A 22,495-nucleotide genomic window follows, 5' to 3' on the forward strand; every position below is an offset into this window, starting at 1 on the left:
CTTGTACCGAGGGCGCGTTCATCAGAATGTGCGGCGTCTGCCTGGGCATGCTGCATCCAGTCATGATCGCAACGTACTGCCATCAGCGCTTCGGCATCGGCGCGCGCCCATCATCCTGCTGCCGCATCCGCTTGCGTACGCTGCATCCAGTAACGATCCAATACCCACATCAGCACGAACGACAGGCCGACCAGCGGGAAGATCAGCCCGCACAACACCAGCAGCACCAGCAGGCCGCGTAGCGTCCGTGGATCGGCCGGCAACGGCGGCACGCCCAGCCCTCCGCTTGGGCGGCGCTTCCACCACATCACCGCCGCGCTGACGCACAACAGCACAATCGCCAAGCAGGCGAACAACAGGATCAACTGGTTGGCAGTGCCGTACTGCTGCCCCAGGTGCACGTTGATGCCCCATTCCAGCAGCTTGGCCAGCGGCCCGTAGTCGCGGTAACGCATGTCCAGCAGCACCGTGCCGCTGTATTGATCCAGATGGATCACGCGCTGACGCTGCAGATCGGCCGGATATACCGTCGCGGTATAGACCCCGATCGCACCACGCGGCGGTGCCACGCTATATCCCGGCAGGATGCCGCGTGCATCGAAGCGCGCAATCGCCGCATCCAGGCCGATCGCTCCCCGTCCCGGCCCAGCAACGCCGCCGGCATCGCCATTGGCAGCATGCGCGCTATCTGCCGAGTGCGCGTGTTGGGCTGACTGCTCTGACTGGGCTATGTGCTCTTCGTGCTCTTCGTGGTCTGCATGCCCTGGGGCTACCGTGCGCGCCGTGTGCCCGGAGTACTCGTTGCCTAACTGCAGCCCATTCGCGTGCTCGCCATGCAGCGGCTCATCCCCCCCTTCAGCCAGGCGTGCAGGCAACACAGACTCCGGCAAGCGCGCCTGCCGCAACGACCACGCCGGCTCACCACTGTCTGCCAACCGTTGTTGCGACATCGGCTGCTGCACACGCAACCCGGCGGGATAGCCAAAATCATGCCCATTGGCCCAGCGATTGACCTGCGCACCCCAGAGCCACGACCACGGCATGCCGGTCAGCGCCAGGAATAGCAGGATCGCGCCACCCCCGGCACCGGTCACCGCATGCAGGTCGCGCCAGAACAGTCGCTGTTTCGGCTTGCCACGCACACTGATCACCACGCCACGTCGCCCGCGCGGCCACCACAGATACACACCGGTGAGCACCAGCACGATCGCCCAACCGCCCGCCATTTCGATCAGGCCACGCGCATATGGCCCGACCAACGCCAGGCTGTGCAGCCGGCGGATCGTCCAGCTCAGCGTGCCGTGCTCCGGCAAGGCGCCCAAGACCCGCGCACGGTATGGATCGACATAGACCACCCGCCGCGCCCCATGTGCATCTACCAGCCCGATCTCGGCACTGGCATCGGCGCGCTTGGGCGTAATGTAGACAAACAAGCTTCCGCCGTAGCGCTGTTGTGCAGCGGCGACCAACTGCTGTGCAGGCATGCGCGTATCGCCTACCGGCACCACCTTCAAATCATGGTGCACGCTGCGATCGATCGCGCCCTGATACAAGAACGCGGCCCCGGTCACCGCCAGCCAGATGATGAAAGGCAGCACCAGCAGTCCGGCATAGAAATGCCAGCGCCATACCGCGCGATAGAAGCGCCAGCGGCTACCTTGGCGTGCCTCGGCGACGCCACTGCCGTCCGTCATTGCATGCATCAGAAGCTCCAATCCCACGACAGCGACAACGCACGCCCATCGCCGGGCGAATAGCCGGAGGTGCCGCTGTCGTACCAGGCGTACACATACGCACGATCGGTGACATTGCGCAGCTGCAGGCTGAGCGCGTTGCGCGCATCCACATTCCAGCGCGCGCCCAGATTGAGCAAGGCATCGCCACCGGCACGGCCCAGCGTATTGGTGCGCTCCAGATAGTAATCACCTTGCGCGTTGCCCCAGGCGCTCAACTGCACCGCCGAACTGAGCTGCCACTCCAGCCCGGCGGTCGCCAGCCAGTGCGGCACGTTTTCGATCTCCTTGCCGCGCGTGGCCGGTGCGCTCGGATCGGGGGTGGCGATCATGGCCTTCTGCCGCGAATACGATACCCATGCGCGCCAGTGCTCAGCCGGCTGCAGGTTGAGCTGCGCATCCCAACCGCGCCGCAACGTGCGGCCGACATTGGCCACAGCGCCAATGCCCACCACGCCATTCACGCCAAGAACGGTCGCCACTTCACCGGATGCGCGTTGCTCCCAATACGCCAGGCGCCCATCCACCAGGGTCGACGGTGCGAACTTGAAGCCGGTCTCCCAACCGTCGTTGATCGATGGCCCCAGATCGCCGGACTGGCGACGGTAGGCACCATCGCCGCTGCCGATCTGGAACGTGCGCCCCCAGTTCGCATACACGCTGCTCTGCCCGCCCACGCGGTAGCTCGCGCTGAACTTGGGTTGCTTGATGGTGCCGTAGTCATAGGTCGGCGCAACGCTGCCGGCCAGCACATCGTGCAACTGCCCATCGACGCGGTCGATGCGATACCCCGGCACCAGCTGCAAGCGCGCAAACGGCGTCAGCACCGCCTGGACATACGCACCACGTGTGCGCAGGTCGTAATCCCAATCGCGCAACTGCGCACCGCGTACGCGGGCCACGGTGCGGTACCGCTGCGACTGATTTTCCTGCCACTGCGCATCCACGCCGGCTTCGAGATTGGCATTGAGCGCGCCCCAGTCCGGCTGCCAGTTGCTACGCAGCAACAGCCCGCGATGGGTCTCATCGGTATCGCGTTCCTGCTGCAGGCCGGCAGCAGAAAACCGCACCCAGCGCTGATTGCGGTAGTCGTTCTGGTAGGCCTTGGCGCTCCATTGCGCCTGCTCACCGAGCTCGCCGTCCGCATGCAACGCGGTCTGACGCAGGCGGCGCTGGCTGCGGTCGTTCTGCGCATAGTCCGGCGAGCTACGCGGCGCCGCACGCGCGGTGGCGGCGTCCAGATAGCCGGCTTCCAGTGCATGGTTGTCGTAATAGCGCGTGGTGAGTCCGGCGCGGAATGCACCGTCCGGGTCGGTGTAAAACCATTTGCCCGCTACGCTGCGTTTACGCGCATCGGCATGATCGCGATAGCCGTCCGAGTCGCGCCAGGCCAGCATATAGTTCTGGCTCCATGCGCCCTGCTCGAAACCTTTGCTGAGTTGCACCTCGCGCGCATCGAAGCTGCCGGCCGTCACGCTCAAGCGGCCATCGTTGCCGCCGGTACGGGTCAGCACGTCCACGCTGCCGGCAATGGCGTTCAAGCCATAGCGCGCGTCGTTGGTGCCGCGCACGATCTCGATCGCGCTGATGTCCTGCGGAAACACGGCATCCAGGTACGGCATGGCGCCGGCATTGTCGTTGCTGGGAATGCCGTCGATCAGCAGTTTCACCGCATTGATGCGCCCCTCGCCATTGAAGCCGCGGAACGAAAACCGCCCTGCATCCGTGCCCATGCGGAACTGGGTGACCTGCACCCCGGGCGCACGCATCAGCAGTTCCCAGCTGTAGTCCACGTGTTGATCGTGCAGCAGCTCGCCGCCGATCACATCCACCGAGCTCAACACGCGCGCCGTACTCGGACTGCGCTGCGCGTGTTCGCGCACCTGCACCTTGCCCAGCGTCAGTGCCGCATCCTGTGCCTGCACATGGCATGCCGGCCCCCACACCAGCGCCAACGACGGCGCATACCACATCGTTTTCAACAACCTTAGACGCATGACCAACCTTTTGCCGTGGCAGCACGGCCGCATAGCCGTGCGCTGCCAACACCGTGGCGCGCATTGGCATCACTCGCATAGGGAGCGGGTCGTCCGCGAGGCCCGGCAGCGACGCCGACAGCTCAGGCGCGTACTAGGCACAGCTGCATGACGCCCGCGCAGGGGCAACCTTACGCGGGCAGCGGGGGGCCACGTGCGCCGAGCGCAGCCCACCGAAAGACCGAGCGTGCACTTGCCTGGATGTGCGCCGGAACCGGTGTTGGCCGCAGCTGCAGCAGGCACAGCAATGCCACGATGAGCAATGGCAGCACGCGTGCGGCCAACACGCAGTAGTCGCAGGCCTCGCCATGTATCGCTGCGTCGTGGCTGCCGGGATGCTGCGTCGCCAACGCGGCGCCGGGGTGCGCCTGCGCAGCGATGACGGGCGGTTCGTATCGATGATCGGCATGCAGCCAGCTCGCTGCCGACACTGCCGGGGCACTCATGCACATCGGCTCGGTCGACTGCGTCTGGCTCCAGCGGCTGATCAACGGAGCCACCAGCATCAGCACCACCGCCAGACAGGCAAGCAGGGGCAATAACCGGTGGCGACGGCACGAACGCAGCATACCGCGCAGTGTAAGCCGCCATGTCACCGGGTGCGATGGCCGTGACCAACGCGCGACTGGATGTCGCACCCGGCCGGGCCAGCGGCATCTGACGACCGACGCCTGGGCATGCGCGGGCAGCCGGCACGCCCGCCGCCGACGTGGCCCCCGCCGCCGCCGCCGCGCGCTGCGCAGCCAACCCCGCTCCCGGTCACGCCGACCTCACCTGCGAGCCGTGCTCCAGCGAGGCAGTCACATTTTCATCCCACCTCCGTGACCGCAGACACATGTGGGGCCTTGTCATGCCCTATGCTTGCGGCTTAACACTCTTTAATTTGCGCGCATGAGTACCGTCCTGTCCAATCTCGCGGCCGAGCCGCTTCCTTGCGCACCCAAGCCCCTTAGCGAAGCGCTCCGTCTCCAGGCGCTGCAAAGCTACGGCATTCTCGACACACCGCGCGAAGCGGCGTTTGAAGACATCACTCGGCTCGCCTCGATCATCTGCCAGACGCCGATCGCGCTGATCAGCCTGGTCGATGCCGACCGCCAGTGGTTCAAGAGCGAACTCGGGATGGGCGAGCGCGAGACCCCGTTGTTCAAGTCGATCTGCGCGCATGCGCTGCTCGACAACGATGTGCTGGTGGTGCCCGACACGCGCGAAGACATCCGCTTCTCACGCAATCCGCTGGTCACCGGCGAAGCGCCGCTGTACTTCTACGCGGGCGCCTTGCTGAAGACGCCTGACGGCCTGCCGCTGGGCACGGTCTGCGTCCTGGACCGGAAGCCGCGTCAGATCACCGATGAGCAGGTGGAGGCCCTGCGCGCACTGGCACGCCAGACCATGGCGCATCTGGAATTGCGCCGAGCATTGGCGGCCGCCGAAGAATCCGATCGGTATCGCAGCCGCCTGATGGCCATCGCCGGGCATGATCTGAAGACTCCGCTGCGCACTGCCGCCTACGCCATCGACAAGATGCGCCGGCATGCCAACGTCGATTCCATCCCGCCCCTGGTGACTGCGCGCGATGCGATCAGCCTGGTCGGCCGCAGCATGGACGAGCTGGCCGCTCTGGCGGCCTCGAGCAAGGCGGCCATGCCGGACCTGCAATCGCTGCAGCTGGAAGACGTGCTGCATTCGGTTCTCGGCGTGTGGCGGCAGCCGGCCATCGACAAGTGCCTGGCACTGCGCCATGTGCCTACCTCGCTACGCGTGCGCAGCCATTCCACCTTGCTGACCACCTTGATCGGCAACCTGGTCGGCAATGCCATCAAGTACACCGAACGCGGCCGCGTGCTGGTCGGCACCCGCCGCCGCCCCGGCTTTGCCGTGGTGGAAATCATCGACAGCGGCATCGGCTTGAATCTGGAGCAACCCGAGCAGATATTCCAGGCGTTTCGCCAAGCCGACCCCCGTAGCGACGGCTTGGGCATTGGTCTGTGGATCGTGCATCGCACTGCCGAGACATTGGGATGCGAGGTGGGTGTGCGCCCACGCCCGCAAGGCGGCACCTGTTTTTCAGTGCGGATTCCGCTGGCTTGAAGGTCTGGGGCTTGCAGATTGTTTCGGCAATCTGCGGCTTTAGAGCGGCTAACAAAATGACTGCACAGTCGTCAGGTGGGTGCGGCCGGTGCTCGGAATCGGCATGTACCACGCGTCCACTGCGGTTCTGAGCACGCCGTCCGCGCCCGCCTTGCGGCTCGCTACGTTTTGTTAGCTGCTCTGAAAAAAAAGCGGATCCGGGCTCCCGACCCGGATCCGCCACCAAACACGCCAGGTCTCTCCCCAGGGACCCGGGTGCGCCAGCCGCTCTGTGCAGAGCCTCGTGCAACAGGGATGCGACAGCGCTAGCAACCCTTCGACGACACTGCGAAGCACACCGGCTAATGCGATCAACCGCATCGCCGGCTCTGCGCCGTCCACCCCTAGACGTTCGAGAGTGTCGCGTCATGGCTGCTATAAGGGTTTTCGACACGGCAGCGCGCAACTTGATGCGTTGCGCAGACGCCGACTGCGTAGCCCCGACACGGGTGAGGGAAATCACCGACAGCCCGTGCCACGGGTCTGCCGAGCAAGAGAACATCACATTGATTCCGCAGGATTTTTTTCGGCACCGTTATGCCGCAACGCAACAAGCGCAAACAGCGAACACAACCCTAAATTCCCTGGGCAGCCCCCCCCCGCAACCACTAAGGGCGGCTAACAAAACGTCGCGAGCAGCTGTCAGGCGGGCGCAGACGGCGCGCTCAGAGCCGCAGTGGACGCGTGGTGGATGCCGCACCGGTCGCGCCCGCCTGTCGGCTGCGCAATCATTTTGCTAGCCACTCCAAGCGAACGCGGCCGTGATGCGCAGCGAGCAAGTTTCAACGTACCAGCGTCCTGCACCCACCAATCCGCTGGTTTCCGGAAAAGCCGCGTCGGGTTGCGTCAACGCCAGCAGCACGTGCAACCTTTCTCAACCGGTTCAAAACAGCGAACTGACCAACCCCGGCCGCAGCGCACGGCCAGTGCTCAATATCCGCATGCACCACGCGTCCACCTCCGTCGCTGTGCGCAGTCCACACCGCCGGACGACAGCCCGCTACGGTCTGTTGGCCGCTCGCATCGCAGCTTCAGAGCCCGGACGCATCTCCATCCTGGCGTGCAAACCACGCCGCCGAATGCACATCCTCGGCTGCGACTTCAAGCGCCTTGCGCAGTATGTCCAGCGGAATCTGCACGCGCGTGTCGCCCACTTGCAACGCTACCCACAACGCTTCGTCGCGTGGGTCGGCCAGCACCGTCAACACTTCATGCTCTCGGCCCGCAATGCTGGCCGAGAGTTGCAGCGACATGCCGCCGTCCGGCTCGGACGACCACAGTCTGCTCAGTGCGGGACATAGCGGCTCAGTCATCGCAGGCCAGTCAGCTGGTGATGGTCTGGGTCAGCGATTCCCAGGTCGGCGGCAATGGCCAGTTCGGCGCCTGATTGCCGTCCAGTACGCGGCGCAGGTCGCGCTTGTCGATTTGCGGCGCGAGCACATGCACCAGGTCCAATGCGTAGTCGCGCAGCACGCGGTCGCGTGGCAGCACCGCCCAGGCGATGCACTCTGCAATCGGTGCGGGCGCCGGCCAGGCGCGTAGATCTTTGTCGAAGGCATTGACCGCCATCTCCGCCACCAGGCCCACGCCGAGCCCGGCACGTACGTACGTTTTGATGAGATCCGCGTCCAGCGCGGTCAACGCGATGCTCGGCTCCAGACCCATCTGCGCAAACGCGCGCTGCAGCGATGAGCCCGGACGCGTGGAAGAGTCGTAGCTGATCAGCGGATGCTCGGACAACGCGTGCATTTCCGGCGCCGTGCGCGGGTGATCCAACGCATGCCCGCGCGGCACCACCACCAGCCGCCGCCAGCGGTACAGCGGCACTGCAATCCCGGCACTCGGCTCGCCGCCGGCAGTGCTGACCACGGCAATATCCGCATCGCCCTGGCCGAGCAGATCCAGCGCCGCACTTTCGGCAGCCTGTTGCAAATGCACGCTGACCTGCGGGTAGGCGTTCTTGATCTGCGCCACTGCCGGCGGCAGCACGAAGCGCGCCTGGGTGTGGGTGGTGGTCAGGGTCAGCTGGCCCTGGCTTTCGCGGCGCTGGTTGGCCGCATAGGTGCGGATATTGTTGACCTCCGACAGCACCGCACGCGCACGCTCGATCACTTCCACACCGGCTGGCGTTGCCCCATCCAGGCTGCGCCCCTTGCGCACGAACAACAGAAAGCCCAGCTCGTCCTCCAGCTGCTTGAGCTGCTTGGACAGGCCGGGCTGGGTCGCGTGCACGCGTCCAGCGGCCAGCGTGATGTTCAGCTCGGCATCGGCGATGGCCACCAGATAGCGAAGTTGGGTCAGCGTCATGGGCTCATATCCAAAAAAGGCGCGACGCGCTACAAGGACTTCGACTTTAGAGCAGTTCTCCGTTCAAGCTTATAACCGAACGCTATTTTTAGGGTGTATGAAGTCATTTCCGACAGCTATTAAGCCGGCGTTACGGTCTGACCCTCCCTTCTGGATGCCTTCGTTCCCGTGGCCTCTGCGTTCCCATTGCTTACCGACCTGCGTGGCCGTGCCGTCCTGGTGGTCGGCGGCGGTGCCGATGCCGAACGCGCCACCGCCCAGTTGCTGCAGGCCGGTGCGCTGCCGCTGGTCGGCGCGCCCGAGCTCACCGCGCAGTTGCGGCGCTGGGCGCAGTCCAGGCAACTGCGCTGGCTGGAAGGGCGCTTCGACACGGCATGGCTGGCGCTGCCCGATCAACCGGTGTGGCTCGCCATCGCCGCCAGCGAATCGGCAACGCTCAACGACGCCATCCGCCATGCAGCAAACGCCCGCCGGCTGCTCACCCACGATGCGGCGCCTGCCGCGTCCGCAACGGCTCCTGTGCGCCCCCCCGCGCCGCGCAGCGCAATCGGCACGCTGGCACCTGGCAGCGTCAGCCTGGTCGGCGCCGGCCCCGGCGATCCCGGCCTGCTCACCCGGCACGCGCTGCGTGCGCTGCGTCAGGCCGAGGTGGTGCTGCACGACCGCCTGGTCAGCCCGCAGATCCTGCGCCTGGCACGGCCTGGCGCGCGTCTCATCGCAGTGGGCAAATCGGCGCAAGGCCACAGCACCCGGCAGGAACAGATCCACGCGCTGATGCTGGAACATGCCCGCGCCGGCCACCGCGTGGTGCGATTGAAGGGCGGCGATTCGTTCGTGTTCGGTCGTGGCGGCGAAGAGCTGGAATTCCTGCGCGCGCACGGCATCGGCTTCCAGGTGATTCCCGGCATCACCGCCGCCGTCGCCTGCGCCGCCTATGCCGGCATCCCGCTCACCCATCGCGACCACGCGCAATCGCTGCGACTGATCACTGCCCACTGCAAGGATTCACTGGACACGCTGGACTGGCACGCGCTCGGCCAGGAACGCCAGACGCTGGCCTTCTACATGGGCGTGGCCGGTCTGGATGCCATCCAGCAGCGGCTGCTGCAGGCCGGGCGCGCCGCGTCCACCCCGTTCGCGCTGGTGGAAAACGGCTCACGCCCGCAGCAACGCGTGATCACCGGCACGCTCGCCAGCCTGGCCACTATCGCCCGGCAGCACGCCGTCGCCGCACCGGCATTGCTGATCCTGGGCGAAGTGGCGGCGCTGGCGCAGACGCTGCATTGGTTCGGCAACGCGCCGCTGAGCGCCCCACTACTGCCGCACTCACCTCTCGCAACGCCCGACACGCCCACACTCGCCCACGCAGCCTGATCCCGACGGAGACTCCATGGCCCTGTACGACAACATTCTCGACACCATCGGCCATACCCCGGTGGTCAAACTCCAACGCCTCGCCCCGGACAACGTGCGCTTGTACGTCAAGGTGGAATCGTTCAATCCCGGCGGCTCTGTCAAGGACCGGCTGGCGCTGGCAATCATCCTCGACGCCGAACAGCGCGGCCTGCTCAAACCTGGCGACACCATTGTCGAAGCCACCTCCGGCAACACCGGCGTGGCCTTGGCCATGGTGGCCGCAGCGCGCGGCTACAAGTTCGTCGCCACCATGGTGGAAACCTTCTCCATCGAGCGCCGCAAGCTGATGCGTGCCTATGGCGCCAAGGTCATCCTGACCCCGGCTGCCGAGCGCGGCAGCGGCATGGTGCGCAAGGCCAAGGAACTGGCCGAACAGCACGGCTGGTTTCTGGCCAGCCAGTTCGCCAATCCGGCCAACACGGCTTACCACCGCAACACCACCGCCGCCGAGATCCTGCGCGATTTCGCCGGCCACCGGCTGGACCACTTCGTCACCGGCTGGGGGACCGGCGGCACGCTGACCGGCGTGGGCGAAATACTGCGCGTTGCGCGCCCGGAAGTGCGCATCACCGCCTCAGAGCCGGCGGGCGCCGCCTTGCTGCAGGGCCAGGACTGGAAGCCGCACAAGATTCAGGGCTGGACCCCCGACTTCGTGCCCGAGGTGCTCAACCGCGATGTCGCCCATGAAGTACTGAGCGTGGAAGACACCGACGCCATCACCGTCGCGCGGCGCCTGGCTGCCGAAGAAGGCATCTTCACCGGCATTTCCGGCGGTGCCACCGTCGCCACCGCGCTGCAGGTGGCAGAAGGCGCGACGCCCGGCGCTGTGATCCTGGCGATGCTGCCCGACACTGGCGAACGCTACTTCTCCACGCCCCTGTTTGCCGACGTCAACGAAGGCTCCGACGACGATTGGCTGGCCGGGCTGCCCTGACGCATCGCGGTGGATGCCGAGGGATGAAGCCGCGCGATGCGCGGTTTTTTTTCGACCGAGATGCGCAGGGCCTGTGCGCCCGACGCGATGCATCGTGGCGGGCAATCGGCGGCCTTGGATCCGAGACCGTTCCGGCTATCGGCTATCGGCTTCGCAGCATGACCGAGGCACGCGCGACAGCGCAGGTGCGGAGCAAAACCGCGCGCAAGTCCCCCCTGCTTTTGGGGCTCCAGAACGCCTGCACTCCCGCCGATGTCAAGGAAACGTTAGGATAACGGCCGCAATGTAGGGAGAGATGTGTGAGCAACCGGCCGTATGGACACAGCGACACCCCTGCCTCGCGGGCGCCGTGGCTGGTGAAGATGACCTCCCCGGTCCATTTTGCGCTGGCCTTGGGTCTGGGCGCGTGGTTGCAGGATGCGCTGGAGCTGCCTCTGCCCGCTCCCATGCCGCTTGCATGGATCGAACTGGCTGGCGGCGGCATCGCCTGTCTCGGCCTGGCGCTGGCGGTGAGCTGCTTCGTTCTGTTTGCGCATCGGCGTACCACCATCATGCCGAGTGGCCATCCCTCGCGTCTGGTGCTGGATGGTCCGTATTGCTTCACCCGCAACCCGATGTACCTTGCGCTGGTGCTCAGCTACGTTGGCCTCTGCCTGCAGCTTGGGCTGCTGTGGGCCGTCGCGCTGGTGCCGCTGCCATGGCTCGCACTGCAGCTCTATGTCATTCCGTTTGAAGAGGCGCGTCTGCGGGCCGAATTCGGCCGTCATTACAGCGACTATTACGCGCGCGTGCGCCGCTGGTTGTAACGCACGACACGCACAAGATGTGCGCGGCAATTGATGCAGCCGATCGCTCCGAAGAGGCGCTGGATGGCGTCGAACGGCGCAAATTCCACCCCGTGCGACAGTCGCAGCGGATGAAATGAATGGCCGCTAGCGTGAGGGTTCCGAAGCGTGCTCCCCATCACGCACCCATCATGCAATTCGCATAATTATCTTGCCATGAGAATCGAAGTCTGGCAAGGCGACATCACCGAACTCGACGTCGATGTCATCGTCAACGCCGCCAACGAATCACTCCTGGGCGGGGGCGGCGTCGATGGCGCCATCCACCGTGCCGCTGGCCCACGTCTGCTCGACGCCTGCAAGGCATTGCCGCACGTGCGGCCGGGCGTGCGTTGCCCCACCGGCGAAATCCGCATCACCGACGGTTTCAATCTGAAGGCACGCCATGTGTTCCATACCGTCGGCCCGGTGTGGCGCGACGGCAAGCACAACGAACCGGAACAGCTGGCCAACTGCTATTGGCAGTCGCTGAAGCTGGCCGAGCAGATGTTGCTGCACTCGATTGCGTTCCCGGCGATCAGCTGCGGCATTTACGGCTATCCGCTGCATCAGGCAGCCCGTATTGCCGTGACCGAAACACGCGATTGGCAGCGCTCGCACAAAGTGCCCAAGCACATCGTGTTGGTAGCTTACAACGAGGCAACCTACAAGGCCTATCAGCAGGCGTTGGCGACGCAGGAAACTGCCGCGGCCTGACCCTTGCTGGGCGTCGGTGCGATGTCGCATCGACCGATTGAATTGAAGCGAATCGTGTTGAAGCAAAGGGCGCCGCAAGGCGCCCTTTGCATTCGCGTTGCATCCTGCTCAACGCATAGATGCCACACGCAAAAACGCCGGCATCGCTGCCGGCGTTTTCGTTTTCAGCGATGCAACGGCCTTGCAGCCGTCATCAATCGATCAACCCTTCCACTTACCCAGCGCGGCCAGGCCATTTTCCTTGGCGCGCTCGTAAATGACCTGCTGCGCCTTGGCGAAGTTGACGGTCATGTCCTTGGCCCACAGCTTCAGTGCAGCCTGCTGCATGGCACGCCCGTAGGAGAAGCTCAGCGGCCACGGCAGAGTGCCGAGCTGGTGCATTTCATTGAGATGCGCAGTGGACTGCTCGTCGGTCTGGCCGCCGGACAGGAACACGATACCCGGCAGGATCGCCGGCACGGTCGACTTCAGGCACATTACCGTGGACTCGGCCACCTCTTCGATGCTGGCCTGCTCTTCGCAGCTCTTGCCGGAGATGACCATCGATGCCTTCAGGATGGTGCCTTCGAGCACGACGTTCTGCTCATACAGTGCGCCGAACAGCGAGCGCAGCGTCGCTTCGGTGACTTCGTAGCAGGTTTCGATGTCGTGGCTGCCGTCCATGATCACTTCCGGCTCGACCATCGGCACCAGGCCCTGCTCCTGGCACAACGCGGCATAACGCGCCAGCGCATGCGAGTTGGCCTCGATGCAGGTGCCGGACGGGATGTCTTCGCCGATGGTGATCACCGCACGCCACTTGGCGAAGCGCGCGCCCAGCGTGTAGTACTCCTCCAGACGTGCACGCAGGCCGTCCAGGCCTTCGGTGACCAGCTCGCCCGGCATGCCGGCCAGCGGCTGCGCGCCCTTGTCGACCTTGATGCCCGGAATGATGCCGTGGGCGGTCATGTACTCGGCGAACGGCACGCCATCCTTGGTCTTCTGGCGGATGGTCTCGTCGAACAAGATGGCGCCGGAGATGTAGTCGCTCAGCTTGGGCGTGGTCAGCAACAGTTCGCGGTAGGCGCGACGGTTTTCTTCGATGTTCTCGATGCCGACGCTGGCAAAACGCTTGGCGATCGTGCTGGTCGATTCGTCGATGGCGATGATGCCCTTACCCGGGGCGACCATGGCCTGGGCGGTTTCGGCAAGCTGTTCGATGCTCATGTAGTTCCTGTGGCAGCTGCGGGGAGAACGAAAGTATAGCGACGAAACTCGTCGACATTCCTTCACGGAATGTCTGCAACCGATTACACGTGATACGCGTGACAGGATGTCTGGTGCTGCTCGCATCGCGGGAATCGGGAATCGGGAATCGGCAGAGCTGAGCATGGCGCGTGGCTGGTTGCCTGCAGCACAGTGAGAAGTGGCTGTGACGACGTGCGACGGCGCGGTTGCACAGAGCCATGCGTGAGTTGGTTCGAATTCGTGTGTGTTGGGCGCTCTTGCCACTTCGCCGCTTCGCCGTCTGCGTAGCACTGCGCATGTGGCATGTGGCATGCGACACATCGCGAACAGGCCTCAGCTTGTGCCACACATAGCGCGCCATCTCGATGCCATTGCGGCAGTAAGTTGGCGATGTTGCGTGGCTGGGCATTCGCCGGATCCGGCCGCTGACCAACAATCCGGCCACGGGTAGAGCACTCGCCCCGCCCCCGGCATCGCCACACAGCACAACGGCGACCCTGGGGTCGCCGCTGCGTGTCACGTCTTCCGGCTCGGCTGTGCGCCGGAGGGGGTCAACGGACGTTACAGCTCGCCCAGACCGGTAGCGCGGCCGTCGTCGCCCACTTCCAGCAAACGCAGCGTGTTGGTGGCGCCGTGCGTTTCCATGTGCTCGCCGCTGGTAAACACCACGCGGTCGCCCGGGCCCATGCGCTCGTTCTCCACCAACAGACGGATCGCCGCACGTGCGGCTTCGCGCGGGGTCAGGCCGCGGCTGTCGAAGTTGATCGGGAACACGCCACGCATCATCGCCATCTGGCGACGCGCGCCATCGTGACGGGTGAACGCATAGATCGGCATGTTGGAGCGGAAGCGCGACAGAAAGCGCGGGGTACCGCCGGATTCGGTCAACGCCACCACGCCGCCCAGACCGATGTGCTCGGACAGGAACATGGTCGCCATCGCGATGGCCTGGTCGGCGCGCTGCAGATTACGCTGCGCCGCTTCGAAGTCGGTATCGAATTCGAACTGGTGCTCGGCACCCAGGCAGATACGCGCCATCGCTTCCACCGCACGCACCGGATAGGCACCGGCGGCGGTTTCGGCCGAGAGCATCACCGCATCGGTGCCGTCGATGACCGCATTGGCCACGTCCAGCACTTCGGCGCGGGTCGGGATCGGGCTCTCGACCATCGACTGCAGCATCTGCGTGGCGGTGATCACCACTTTGTTCTGCGCCAACGATTCGCGAATGATCTTCTTCTGCAGCCCGGGCAATTCGGCATCGCCGATTTCAACGCCCAGGTCGCCACGCGCCACCATCACCACATCGGAGGCTTCGACGATCTCGACCAGGTTTTCGATCGCTTCGGTGCGCTCGATCTTCGACACCAGCTGCGCGTCGCAGCCGTGCTGCTTGGCGATCTGACGGGCGTCTTGCATGTCCTGCGCATTGCGACAGAACGACACGGCGATGAAATCCACGCCGATCTTGGCGACGATACCGATCAGCTCTTTGTCGCGCTCGGTCAACGCGCCGAGCGACAAGCCGCCGCCCTGCTTGTTGAGGCCCTTGCGGTCGGACAACACGCCATCGTTGAGCACGGTGGTAACGATGCGCGCGCCCTGCACGTCGGTGACCTGCAGTTGCATCAGGCCATCGTCGAGCAGCAGCACGTCGCCAGCAGTCACGTCCTGCGGCAGGCCCAGGTAGCTGACGCCGACCTGGTGCTGGTCGCCGGCCGGCGCATTGGCATCGGCCACCAGGTCGAAGCGATCGCCCATGGTCAGCTTGATCTTGCCTTCGGCAAAACGCTCGATGCGGATCTTCGGACCCGGCAAGTCGGCAAGGATGCCGACTTCGGCGCCGACGCGGGCCGCAGCGGCACGCACTTCGGCAGCACGCTTGGCCTGCCCGGACGGGTCGCCGTGGCTGAAGTTGAGGCGCACCACGTTGACGCCCGCCTTGAACAACGTATCCAGCACACCGGGCGCATCCGTTGACGGTCCGAGGGTGGCGAGAATTTTGGTACGGCGTTGACGTTCTTTCATGATGGCCTCCCTATAAAAACCGCGAAAATTAACACACACGTCACGCACCAAGGATGGCATTGCGGCATAGCCATCCTCCGATTCCGGCATGTCTTACAGACAGTGCGGGACAGTACGTACGCCTACGCCCGCGCTGCCATACGCAATGCGGGCGGTCGCCACCCTAACCCGGCAGCGATGAAGAGTGTTCAGCGCGATGCGAACCGCGGCTGCAGGCGTCGACCAAGCCAACGCAACGGCCGACGCGCACTGTTCATCACTGAAGCAACGCCACCAGGTCAGCCGGGGTGCGTGCCAGTGCACCGGCACCGGCGGCACGCAACTCAGCCTCGTCGCCGAAGCCCCATAACACGCCGATGCTATGGATGCCGTGGTGATTGGCGCCATCAATATCCATGCGCCGGTCGCCGATCATCACGCAGCCAGTTTTCTCGATCTGCAAACGGCGCAGCGCTTCGGCAATGAGGTCCGGCTTGAAGCGACGTTCGCCGTCTTCGCTGGCACCGATCACCTCCTCGAAGCAAGCGCCAAATGGCAGATGCTCGACGATGCGCCGCGCATAGCGCTCATTCTTCGAGGTCACCACCGCCAGACGATGACCGGCGCGCTGCAGGCTGGCGACCACCTCGCCAATGCCGTCGAACACGCTGAGCTCGGTCCAGCCCACCGCGTCGTAGCGCGCGCGGTAGAGCCCGAGCGCACGCTGCCCCCGCCCTGGATCGTTTGCAAAACACTCGGCGAAGCTGTCGCGCAACGGCGGGCCGATCCACGCGCGCAAGGTCTGCGCAGATGGACGCGGCTGCCCGAGTTCGTCGAAGGCATACACGATGCTGGCGACGATGCCGGGCTCCGAATCGACCAGCGTGCCGTCCAGATCGAAAAACAGCGTGGCTGCACTCACTGACCGCGGGCCTGCAGTGCGGCCACAGCCGGCAAGGTCTTGCCTTCCAGAAACTCCAGGAATGCACCGCCGCCAGTGGAAATGTAGGTGACGTCCTTGGCGATGTCGTACTTGTCCACTGCGGCCAAGGTGTCGCCACCACCGGCAATCGAAAACGCCTTGGAGCTGGCGATCGCGCGCGCCAAGGTTTCGGTGCCGTGGCTGAAGGACTCGAATTCGAACACGCCGACCGGCCCGTTCCACACCACCGTGCCGGCGCTGGCGATCAGCTCGGCATAGCGCTGCGCGGTTTGCGGGCCGATATCCAGGATCAGATCGTCGGCATCGACCGCATCCAACGCCTTCACGCTGGCCTCGGCGTCGGGCAGGAACTGCTTGGCAACGACCACATCGGTGGGCAGCGGAATTTCTGCGCCACGCGTCTTGGCGTCGGCCACGATCTGGTTGGCGGTCGGGATCAAGTCCGGCTCGTTCAACGACTTGCCCACGTGGTGTCCGGCTGCAGCGATGAAGGTATTGGCGATGCCGCCGCCAACGATCAGCTGGTCGACCTTGTTGACCAGGTTGGACAGCAGCTCCAGCTTGGTGGAGACCTTGCTGCCGGCCACGATCGCCAGCAGCGGCTTGGCCGGGTTGTCCAGCGCCTTGGCCAGTGCGTCGAGTTCGGCCATCAACAGCGGGCCGCCTGCTGCGACCGGCGCGAAGCGGATCACGCCATGCGTGGAGGCCTGCGCGCGGTGCGCGGTGCCGAAGGCATCCATCACGAACACGTCGCACAACGCGGCGTACTTGCGCGCCAGCGTCTGGTCGTCCTTGCCCTCGCCGACATTCATGCGGCAATTTTCCAGCAGCACCACCTGGCCCGGTGCGACCTCCACGCCGTCGACCCAGTCGCGGACCAGCGGCACGTCCACGCCCAGCAACGCAGCCAGACGCGTGGCCACCGGCGCCAGCGAATCTTCTTCGGTCCAGCTGCCTTCCTTGGGGCGACCCAGGTGCGAGGTGACCATGACGGCCGCGCCCTTTTCCAACGCCAGCTTGATGGTGGGCACCGAGGCGGTGATGCGCTGCTCGGAGGTGATCTGGCCGTTGTCGATCGGCACGTTGAGATCCTGGCGGATCAGCACGCGCTTGCCGGAGAGATCGAGGTCGGTCATGCGGACAATGGACATGGGCTCAGCTCGTTCGGTCTAGGGAGGGGGATGGGGAATTGGTCATGCAGAAGACGCAGCATGCGTGCCGTGGCAAGCGTCTGAGCGCTGCGCCGTAACGGCCAATGGTTGCGATGGCAGCTGGCGGTGGTCAGCCATTGTGATGTCGTTGCGCGGTGACGCGGGTCGGGTAGTTCGCGGATGGCTCACCACGCGTGACGCCGCCAATCCGGTTGGCAACGCGGGGGACGCTTGGTCGAACACGACGGGCAATACGGCTGCCTGGGTCACGAGGGACGTCTATTGTCCGACCTTCGCGCCGCAGCGGCAAACCGCCGCGCGACGCGGGTGCGCTTAGCCGTTGCGATTGGCCGATGCACTGCGCAGCAGACTCACCGCGAAACCACTGACCAGCAAGGCACCACCGACCAACAGGCCCCACAGCAGCCAACGTTTCCAGTCACGCGGCGTGGCGGCCGGTCGCAGCGCGGCCTCGCCCGCCAGCGGCTGTGCCTGCGCAGCGACGTTGGCCTGCGCCGGTTGCCACTGCGCGCCGCGTTCGCGCCGCAGTGCCTGCAGCATCGAGGCCAGCGGTGCGTCGCCGCGGTGCGCACGCGCACTGCCGGCGACCAGCGCATACGGCGGCTGGCCCTGAGCGAGAAACATAAGCCGCTCGGGCTGATACCCCACGCGCAAGCTCGGCACCGCAGTGCTGCGCCCTTGCGCAGCGACCAGCCGCCATTGGCGATCGCGCACTGGGGCAGACAGAAGTTGCGGCGGCGACGCGGCGGCCGCCCCCTTGCCCAGCCGATACGCCAACCAGGGGCCGGCACGCTGTACCCATGGCGCATCATCGGCATCACGACTTGCCACGATCCACTCGACGGCCTCGGCCTGACTGCCACCGACATCGAGCCGAGTGATCGGAAAGCGTCCCGGCAGGGCATACACCACCGCTGCATCTTTCGCGGTGCCTGGCAATTCAAGCCACTGCAGCGGTGCGGGCGCGGTGATGCCCTCCAGCTCCGCCTCGACCACGCGCAACGCCGGCAACTGGCCCGACACCGGCACCAGGCGCAGATAACGCGCGCCCTCATCGAGTGCGATCCGGCGCTGCTGCAATCGCCGCGTCTGATTGTCCAGCGCCATCACCGTAGCGTCTGAAGCAAGCACGCGCCAGTCGCGCAGATCGTCGCTGCCTTCCACGCGCAACTGAGCCTGCACCGGCATGTCGCCGTCCCAATCCAGCAGCAGGGCACGCGGGCGATCGCGCAATGCGCTGGCATCGATCAACCAGCTCCCACCGTTGCCTGCAGCGGCGGCAGCCCCGGTCACAACGCGGCCTTCGAGACGACGTACCGCACCGCTGGCATCGCGCTCGGCGATCAGTTGCAGATCGCCATTGGCCGGCGCCGCACCGGCCGGCACCGCAAAGAGGGGGAGGCGCTGCCGGCGCGCCGCAGCCGCCGATGCTGCATCCGCGGGCAACCAGGCGGCGGGCAGCTCTTCGCCACGCGCATCGATCACCGTGACATCGCGCAGCGCCGCGTCGTGCGCGGAGCGATACACCGCCGCGTTCAAGGTCAACTGATAGATGCCGGCATCCGAGCCAGTTACCTGCAGCGGCCACTGCTGGCGGTAGTCCTGCCGCACATCAGCGGCATGCGCCAGCATCGGCACCATCACCAGTAGCGCCCATCGCATCGATTTCATGCCTGCTCCTTTTCGACGCCGTCGTCTTCGACAGCAGTCGCTTCTGTCGCCAGCGGACGCGGCGGTGCCGGCGCCAGGTAACCCACTACGGTGCACAACAGACCATAGGCCATGAACGAGCCGATGCCGAGCAAGTTGCCCAGATGCTGGCGGTCGACCAACACCAGCTTCGCCAGCACCAGACCCATGAGCAACGCGCCGCCCAGCCACAACCCACGCTGCCCGCGACGCGAGCCGATCACCCAGCCCAGCACGCCCAGCACGCTCCACACGATGGTGAGGCTGGTCTGCGACAAGGTGGCGCCGATCAACGCAGAATCCCACGGCACGCCGCCCCAGTGATGCACGCTGTGGAAGGTGCTGCCGGTGATCAATGCCCAGCCGAGCACACCAAGCGCGGTCACGCGCCAACGCTGCAGCAATGCCGGCGCCGGTACCGACCAGGCCCAGCGCGCGAGCAAGGCCAGCACCGCCAGTTGCGCCAGCTCGGCCGGATTCAGCAGCGGCAACCACGGCAACGGTGCCGCGCTCACCGGGTCCAGCAACACCAATAGCCAGCCGATGCCCAGCACCGCGAACACGCAACTCAGCAACGCGTTGCGTGCAGGATCGAAGCTGGCGCCCTGCGGCCATGCCAGCCAGGGCCAACGCAATAATCCCAGGCTCGCCACGACCAGCCAAGGCGCCGCCAGCAAGGCACAACGCCAGCCATTCGCCAGCAAGAACGCATCGGCCCACCAGGCTGCACCCAACGCCACCACCAATGGCCACAGCAGCCACCAGATGAACTGCGCCGCCATCGCGCCAGCGCCTTGCTGCGTACGCAGGCACCACAGCGCTCGTGCGCCCGCCACCGCAAACACACCCCACGCCAGCGCGCCCCAATGCGCGAACGGCTGGGTATGCGCTTGGCCCTGCCACAGTGCCAATGGCGCTGCCAGCACCAGACCCGACATCACCGTCCACACCAACGCCGTTGCGGGACGCCGGCGATGCACTTCTGCAGCCAGCCACAGGCTGAGTGCGACAAAGCCCAGCAGCAGATCTGGTTCGCTGCACAGATCGGCAAAGCGCAGGATCTCGTGCACACCGCAGAACGTCGACCAGCCCAGCCCCCACAGATACGCCACCAGCGCACACCGTGGATGCCCTGCATCGCGCAGGAACCAGGCGCTCACCCAGCCAGAAAGCGCGATCAGCAACGTGCTCATGCAGGTCGCGTTGGCCACCGCTACCGCGTCGTAGCGCCAGGCATCCACACCGAAGGCGACACCTACCGCCGCGAGCAACTGCAGCGCCACGCCGCTGATCTGAGGGATCCGCCGTTGCTGGCGTAAGCCCAGCCACAACAGGCCGACGCCTTCCAGCGCGAACACGCTCGCAGTGGCACGTGCCGACAATGCCAGCGGAATCGCCAGGGTGGCGAAGCCGACCGCCAGCATCGCGTGCGCCTGGCCCAGCAAGCGCGTGGGAGCCCGGCGCAACAACCAGCTTGCCAGGCCTGCATACACCGCGGCCACCACCACCGCGCACAACGCGAGCGGCAGCTGATCGCCCTCAAGCAGGCCTGCCTGCAACGCGAAGGCCACCAGCGGTGTCCCGAACAACAGGCTGCCATCGATGACCTTGCCTGCACTGCCGTCGCCGCGGCGCGCATGCAATACCGGGATCGCCACGTACATGGCGAAGAACAGCAACAGGAACGGCTCGGTGGTGGCGAATTTTGCCGGGGTGTATTGCAGCGCACCCCACACAATGCCGATGCCGAAAGTGAACGCAAACCCCAGCAGGTTCAGCACGCGCCACGGACGCAGCCACGCAATCGCCACGATGCCAGCGTTGAGTATCGCGTAATAGGTAAACAGCCCGACATGATTCCCGCTGCCGGTGGACAACCCGATCGGCGCAAGGAAGCCGGCCAGCACGCCCAGCACCGCCAGCGTGCGCGAATCCTGCAACACGGCCAACACGCACATGCCCGCGATCAGCACCACGCTGATGCCCAGCGCAGGTCCAGCATCCAGCAACGCGTACAACTTGAAGGCCGCGAACACCGTCAACAGCAAGCCGCCAATGGCGCCGCCCTGCAATGCCAACGCAAAGCCCGGTCGCTGCTCGCGTTGCTTCCAACCAAACACCAGACCGACCAATGCGAGAACGCTGATGCCGGCCAAGCGCAGCTCGATCGGCATCCGCATCCAGCCCTGGTCGCTGGCGTACTTCAGCAGCGATGCCACCCCTGCCAACAGGACCAGCATGCCGACCTTGACCGGTACATTGCCTTCGGTGAACCAACGCTTCAATGCGCTGGCTGCACGCACGATGACGCAGGGCTCGGACGGAATCTGAGGTCGTTGAGGTGGCTGCGGCTGTGTAGGTTGCGGTTGCGCTGGTTGCGGTTGCGCTGGTTGCGGTTGCGCCGGCTGAGAGTGCTGGCCGGGAACTTCCGACATCGCGGTTCCATCGCGCGCTATCGCAGTTGCAGGGGTCTGCGCAGGCAACGGTGGCGGCACCACGGACACATCGACCGCGTTCTGCTCCGCAGCAGCAGCCACCTGCCAGCTTTCGCCACGTTGAGCTGCGCCAGATGTGCCGGACACTGGCACATTGCCGTCCGCACGGGAAACTAGCCCGGCGTCGAGATCGGACACCACCTCGGGCCGCTCCCACGTCCTGCCCTGCGCGTACGCTGGCGCATCCGCGCGCTCCGCAGTGCCGGCCTGCCACTGGGCAAGCCGTTGCTCCAGCGAGGACACCCGCCGCCGCAACCGGGCAATCCACACCAGCGCCACCACTACACCCACAGGCACGGCAATCAGTACCAGGGCCGCCAACACGATTATCGTTTCCAACGCACCAACCCCGAGCCGGCGTCCAGCCGAATGCGCGAACCATACAGCTTCAGGCCACGACTGGGCAGCCGACCTCTCGATCAGACGGTTGGTTGAAGAGTCGACACGCAGCAGCCGCACGCGTGATTCCGAGCGCCCTAGCGTGGCGTTCCGTTGATAACTTTGCAAACCCGTTCGATCTTGGCGAGGATCGAGTCAGCGGTCGCAGTCGATTTGAACGGTCGCGGGTTTTGATTGTAGTGCTCCACGAAGGCGTTGATCTTGCGCTTTAGATCGGCCACCGAGTCGAAGGAGCCGCGCCTGATCGTCCGTTGGGTGATCAGGCCAAACCAGCGTTCGACCTGCTTGTGGGTGGCGTCGTTGTCGCAGATCAGATGCACGTCCAGATCCTGCGGCACCTGCGCGTCTACATGTCGCAGGAATGAGAGAAACTCCTGATGTCGGTGCAGGGGTTTGCACTGGGTGATGACGCTGCCGTTGGCGACGTCCAGCGCGGCAAAAAGGGGCGTTGTGCCATGGCGCACGTCGT

At 65.4% G+C, this 22,495-nt stretch carries 17 protein-coding genes, 3 other RNA genes and 1 pseudogene; 8 read left to right on the forward strand and 13 right to left on the reverse strand.

Annotated features, from left to right (window positions below; all coding sequences use genetic code 11):
• Positions 1 to 110: 110 nt before the first annotated feature.
• The 3 genes from WJW29_RS15935 to WJW29_RS15945 form a co-directional block, all read right to left on the reverse strand.
• Positions 111 to 1,703 (reverse strand): PepSY domain-containing protein, encoded by a 1,593-nt coding sequence (locus WJW29_RS15935; RefSeq protein ID WP_041182222.1) that lies wholly within the window; start codon positions 1,701 to 1,703, stop codon positions 111 to 113.
• Positions 1,703 to 3,706 (reverse strand): TonB-dependent receptor, encoded by a 2,004-nt coding sequence (locus tag WJW29_RS15940; RefSeq protein WP_041182223.1) that lies wholly within the window; start codon positions 3,704 to 3,706, stop codon positions 1,703 to 1,705. The genes WJW29_RS15935 and WJW29_RS15940 overlap by 1 nt, the downstream gene beginning before the upstream one ends.
• Before the next feature lie 194 nt (positions 3,707 to 3,900).
• On the reverse strand, positions 3,901 to 4,338 hold the full coding sequence (locus WJW29_RS15945; RefSeq protein WP_012445616.1) for a DUF2946 family protein: 438 nt from the start codon (positions 4,336 to 4,338) through the stop codon (positions 3,901 to 3,903).
• A gap of 322 nt (positions 4,339 to 4,660) precedes the next feature.
• Between WJW29_RS15945 and WJW29_RS15950 the strand changes: the two genes are divergently transcribed.
• Together WJW29_RS15950 and WJW29_RS15955 are read left to right on the forward strand one after the other, a co-directional pair.
• Positions 4,661 to 5,857, forward strand: coding sequence for a GAF domain-containing sensor histidine kinase (locus WJW29_RS15950; protein WP_011259877.1), 1,197 nt, complete (start codon positions 4,661 to 4,663; stop codon positions 5,855 to 5,857).
• Positions 5,858 to 5,960: 103 nt separating this feature from the next.
• A non-coding RNA gene (locus tag WJW29_RS15955) (sX9 sRNA) lies at positions 5,961 to 6,034 on the forward strand.
• Positions 6,035 to 6,512: 478 nt separating this feature from the next.
• On the opposite strand, the gene WJW29_RS15960 is transcribed toward WJW29_RS15955, so the two are convergent.
• Positions 6,513 to 6,589: non-coding RNA, sX9 sRNA (locus tag WJW29_RS15960), on the reverse strand.
• A gap of 248 nt (positions 6,590 to 6,837) precedes the next feature.
• Here WJW29_RS15960 and WJW29_RS15965 point away from each other — a divergent pair.
• A non-coding RNA gene (locus WJW29_RS15965) (sX9 sRNA) lies at positions 6,838 to 6,912 on the forward strand.
• Positions 6,913 to 6,927: 15 nt separating this feature from the next.
• Here WJW29_RS15965 and WJW29_RS15970 read toward each other — a convergent pair.
• Both WJW29_RS15970 and WJW29_RS15975 read right to left on the reverse strand, forming a co-directional pair.
• Positions 6,928 to 7,209: a hypothetical protein gene (locus WJW29_RS15970; protein WP_011259878.1), complete on the reverse strand. Its 282-nt coding sequence runs from the start codon at positions 7,207 to 7,209 to the stop codon at positions 6,928 to 6,930.
• A gap of 10 nt (positions 7,210 to 7,219) precedes the next feature.
• The gene (locus tag WJW29_RS15975; RefSeq protein WP_011259879.1) at positions 7,220 to 8,203 is read right to left on the reverse strand and encodes a LysR family transcriptional regulator; all 984 of its coding nucleotides are present in this window, start codon (positions 8,201 to 8,203) and stop codon (positions 7,220 to 7,222) included.
• Between the two features lie 168 nt (positions 8,204 to 8,371).
• On the opposite strand from WJW29_RS15975, the gene cobA reads away from it, so the two are divergent.
• The 5 genes from cobA to WJW29_RS16000 all read left to right on the forward strand — a co-directional run bounded on the left by cobA (position 8,372) and on the right by WJW29_RS16000 (position 12,094).
• On the forward strand, positions 8,372 to 9,577 hold the full coding sequence (gene cobA / locus WJW29_RS15980; RefSeq protein WP_011259880.1) for a uroporphyrinogen-III C-methyltransferase: 1,206 nt from the start codon (positions 8,372 to 8,374) through the stop codon (positions 9,575 to 9,577).
• A 16-nt stretch (positions 9,578 to 9,593) separates the two neighbouring features.
• Positions 9,594 to 10,553 carry a cysteine synthase A gene (gene cysK / locus WJW29_RS15985; RefSeq protein WP_011259881.1) on the forward strand — a complete coding sequence of 320 codons (960 nt, stop codon included), beginning with the start codon at positions 9,594 to 9,596 and terminating at the stop codon, positions 10,551 to 10,553.
• 23 nt (positions 10,554 to 10,576) lie between these two features.
• Positions 10,577 to 10,828, forward strand: a complete 252-nt coding sequence (locus WJW29_RS15990; protein ID WP_041182224.1) for a hypothetical protein — start codon at positions 10,577 to 10,579, stop codon at positions 10,826 to 10,828.
• Between the two features lie 24 nt (positions 10,829 to 10,852).
• A complete protein-coding gene (locus tag WJW29_RS15995; RefSeq protein WP_011259882.1) occupies positions 10,853 to 11,359 on the forward strand; it encodes an isoprenylcysteine carboxylmethyltransferase family protein in 507 nt (168 codons plus the stop codon).
• A 195-nt stretch (positions 11,360 to 11,554) separates the two neighbouring features.
• Entirely contained in the window at positions 11,555 to 12,094 is a 540-nt protein-coding gene (locus WJW29_RS16000) for an O-acetyl-ADP-ribose deacetylase (protein ID WP_041182225.1), read from the forward strand.
• Between the two features lie 201 nt (positions 12,095 to 12,295).
• On the opposite strand, the gene WJW29_RS16005 is transcribed toward WJW29_RS16000, so the two are convergent.
• The 7 genes and pseudogenes from WJW29_RS16005 to WJW29_RS16035 all read right to left on the reverse strand — a co-directional run.
• Entirely contained in the window at positions 12,296 to 13,300 is a 1,005-nt protein-coding gene (locus WJW29_RS16005; protein ID WP_011259884.1) for a class I fructose-bisphosphate aldolase, read from the reverse strand.
• A 582-nt stretch (positions 13,301 to 13,882) separates the two neighbouring features.
• On the reverse strand, positions 13,883 to 15,349 hold the full coding sequence (gene pyk / locus WJW29_RS16010) for a pyruvate kinase (RefSeq protein ID WP_011409145.1): 1,467 nt from the start codon (positions 15,347 to 15,349) through the stop codon (positions 13,883 to 13,885).
• A 256-nt stretch (positions 15,350 to 15,605) separates the two neighbouring features.
• Positions 15,606 to 16,250: an HAD family hydrolase gene (locus tag WJW29_RS16015; RefSeq protein WP_011259886.1), complete on the reverse strand. Its 645-nt coding sequence runs from the start codon at positions 16,248 to 16,250 to the stop codon at positions 15,606 to 15,608.
• Positions 16,247 to 17,422 (reverse strand): phosphoglycerate kinase, encoded by a 1,176-nt coding sequence (locus WJW29_RS16020; protein WP_011259887.1) that lies wholly within the window; start codon positions 17,420 to 17,422, stop codon positions 16,247 to 16,249. The genes WJW29_RS16015 and WJW29_RS16020 overlap by 4 nt, the downstream gene beginning before the upstream one ends.
• Positions 17,423 to 17,755: 333 nt before the next feature.
• Positions 17,756 to 19,114: a DUF3999 domain-containing protein gene (locus tag WJW29_RS16025; RefSeq protein ID WP_011409146.1), complete on the reverse strand. Its 1,359-nt coding sequence runs from the start codon at positions 19,112 to 19,114 to the stop codon at positions 17,756 to 17,758.
• Positions 19,111 to 21,966, reverse strand: coding sequence for a DUF2339 domain-containing protein (locus tag WJW29_RS16030; protein ID WP_041182226.1), 2,856 nt, complete (start codon positions 21,964 to 21,966; stop codon positions 19,111 to 19,113). The genes WJW29_RS16025 and WJW29_RS16030 overlap by 4 nt, the downstream gene beginning before the upstream one ends.
• Positions 21,967 to 22,103: 137 nt before the next feature.
• A pseudogene (locus tag WJW29_RS16035) lies at positions 22,104 to 22,495 on the reverse strand (IS630 family transposase); the annotation flags it as partial.

The sequence above is a fragment of the Xanthomonas sp. JL1 genome, assembly GCF_038405005.1.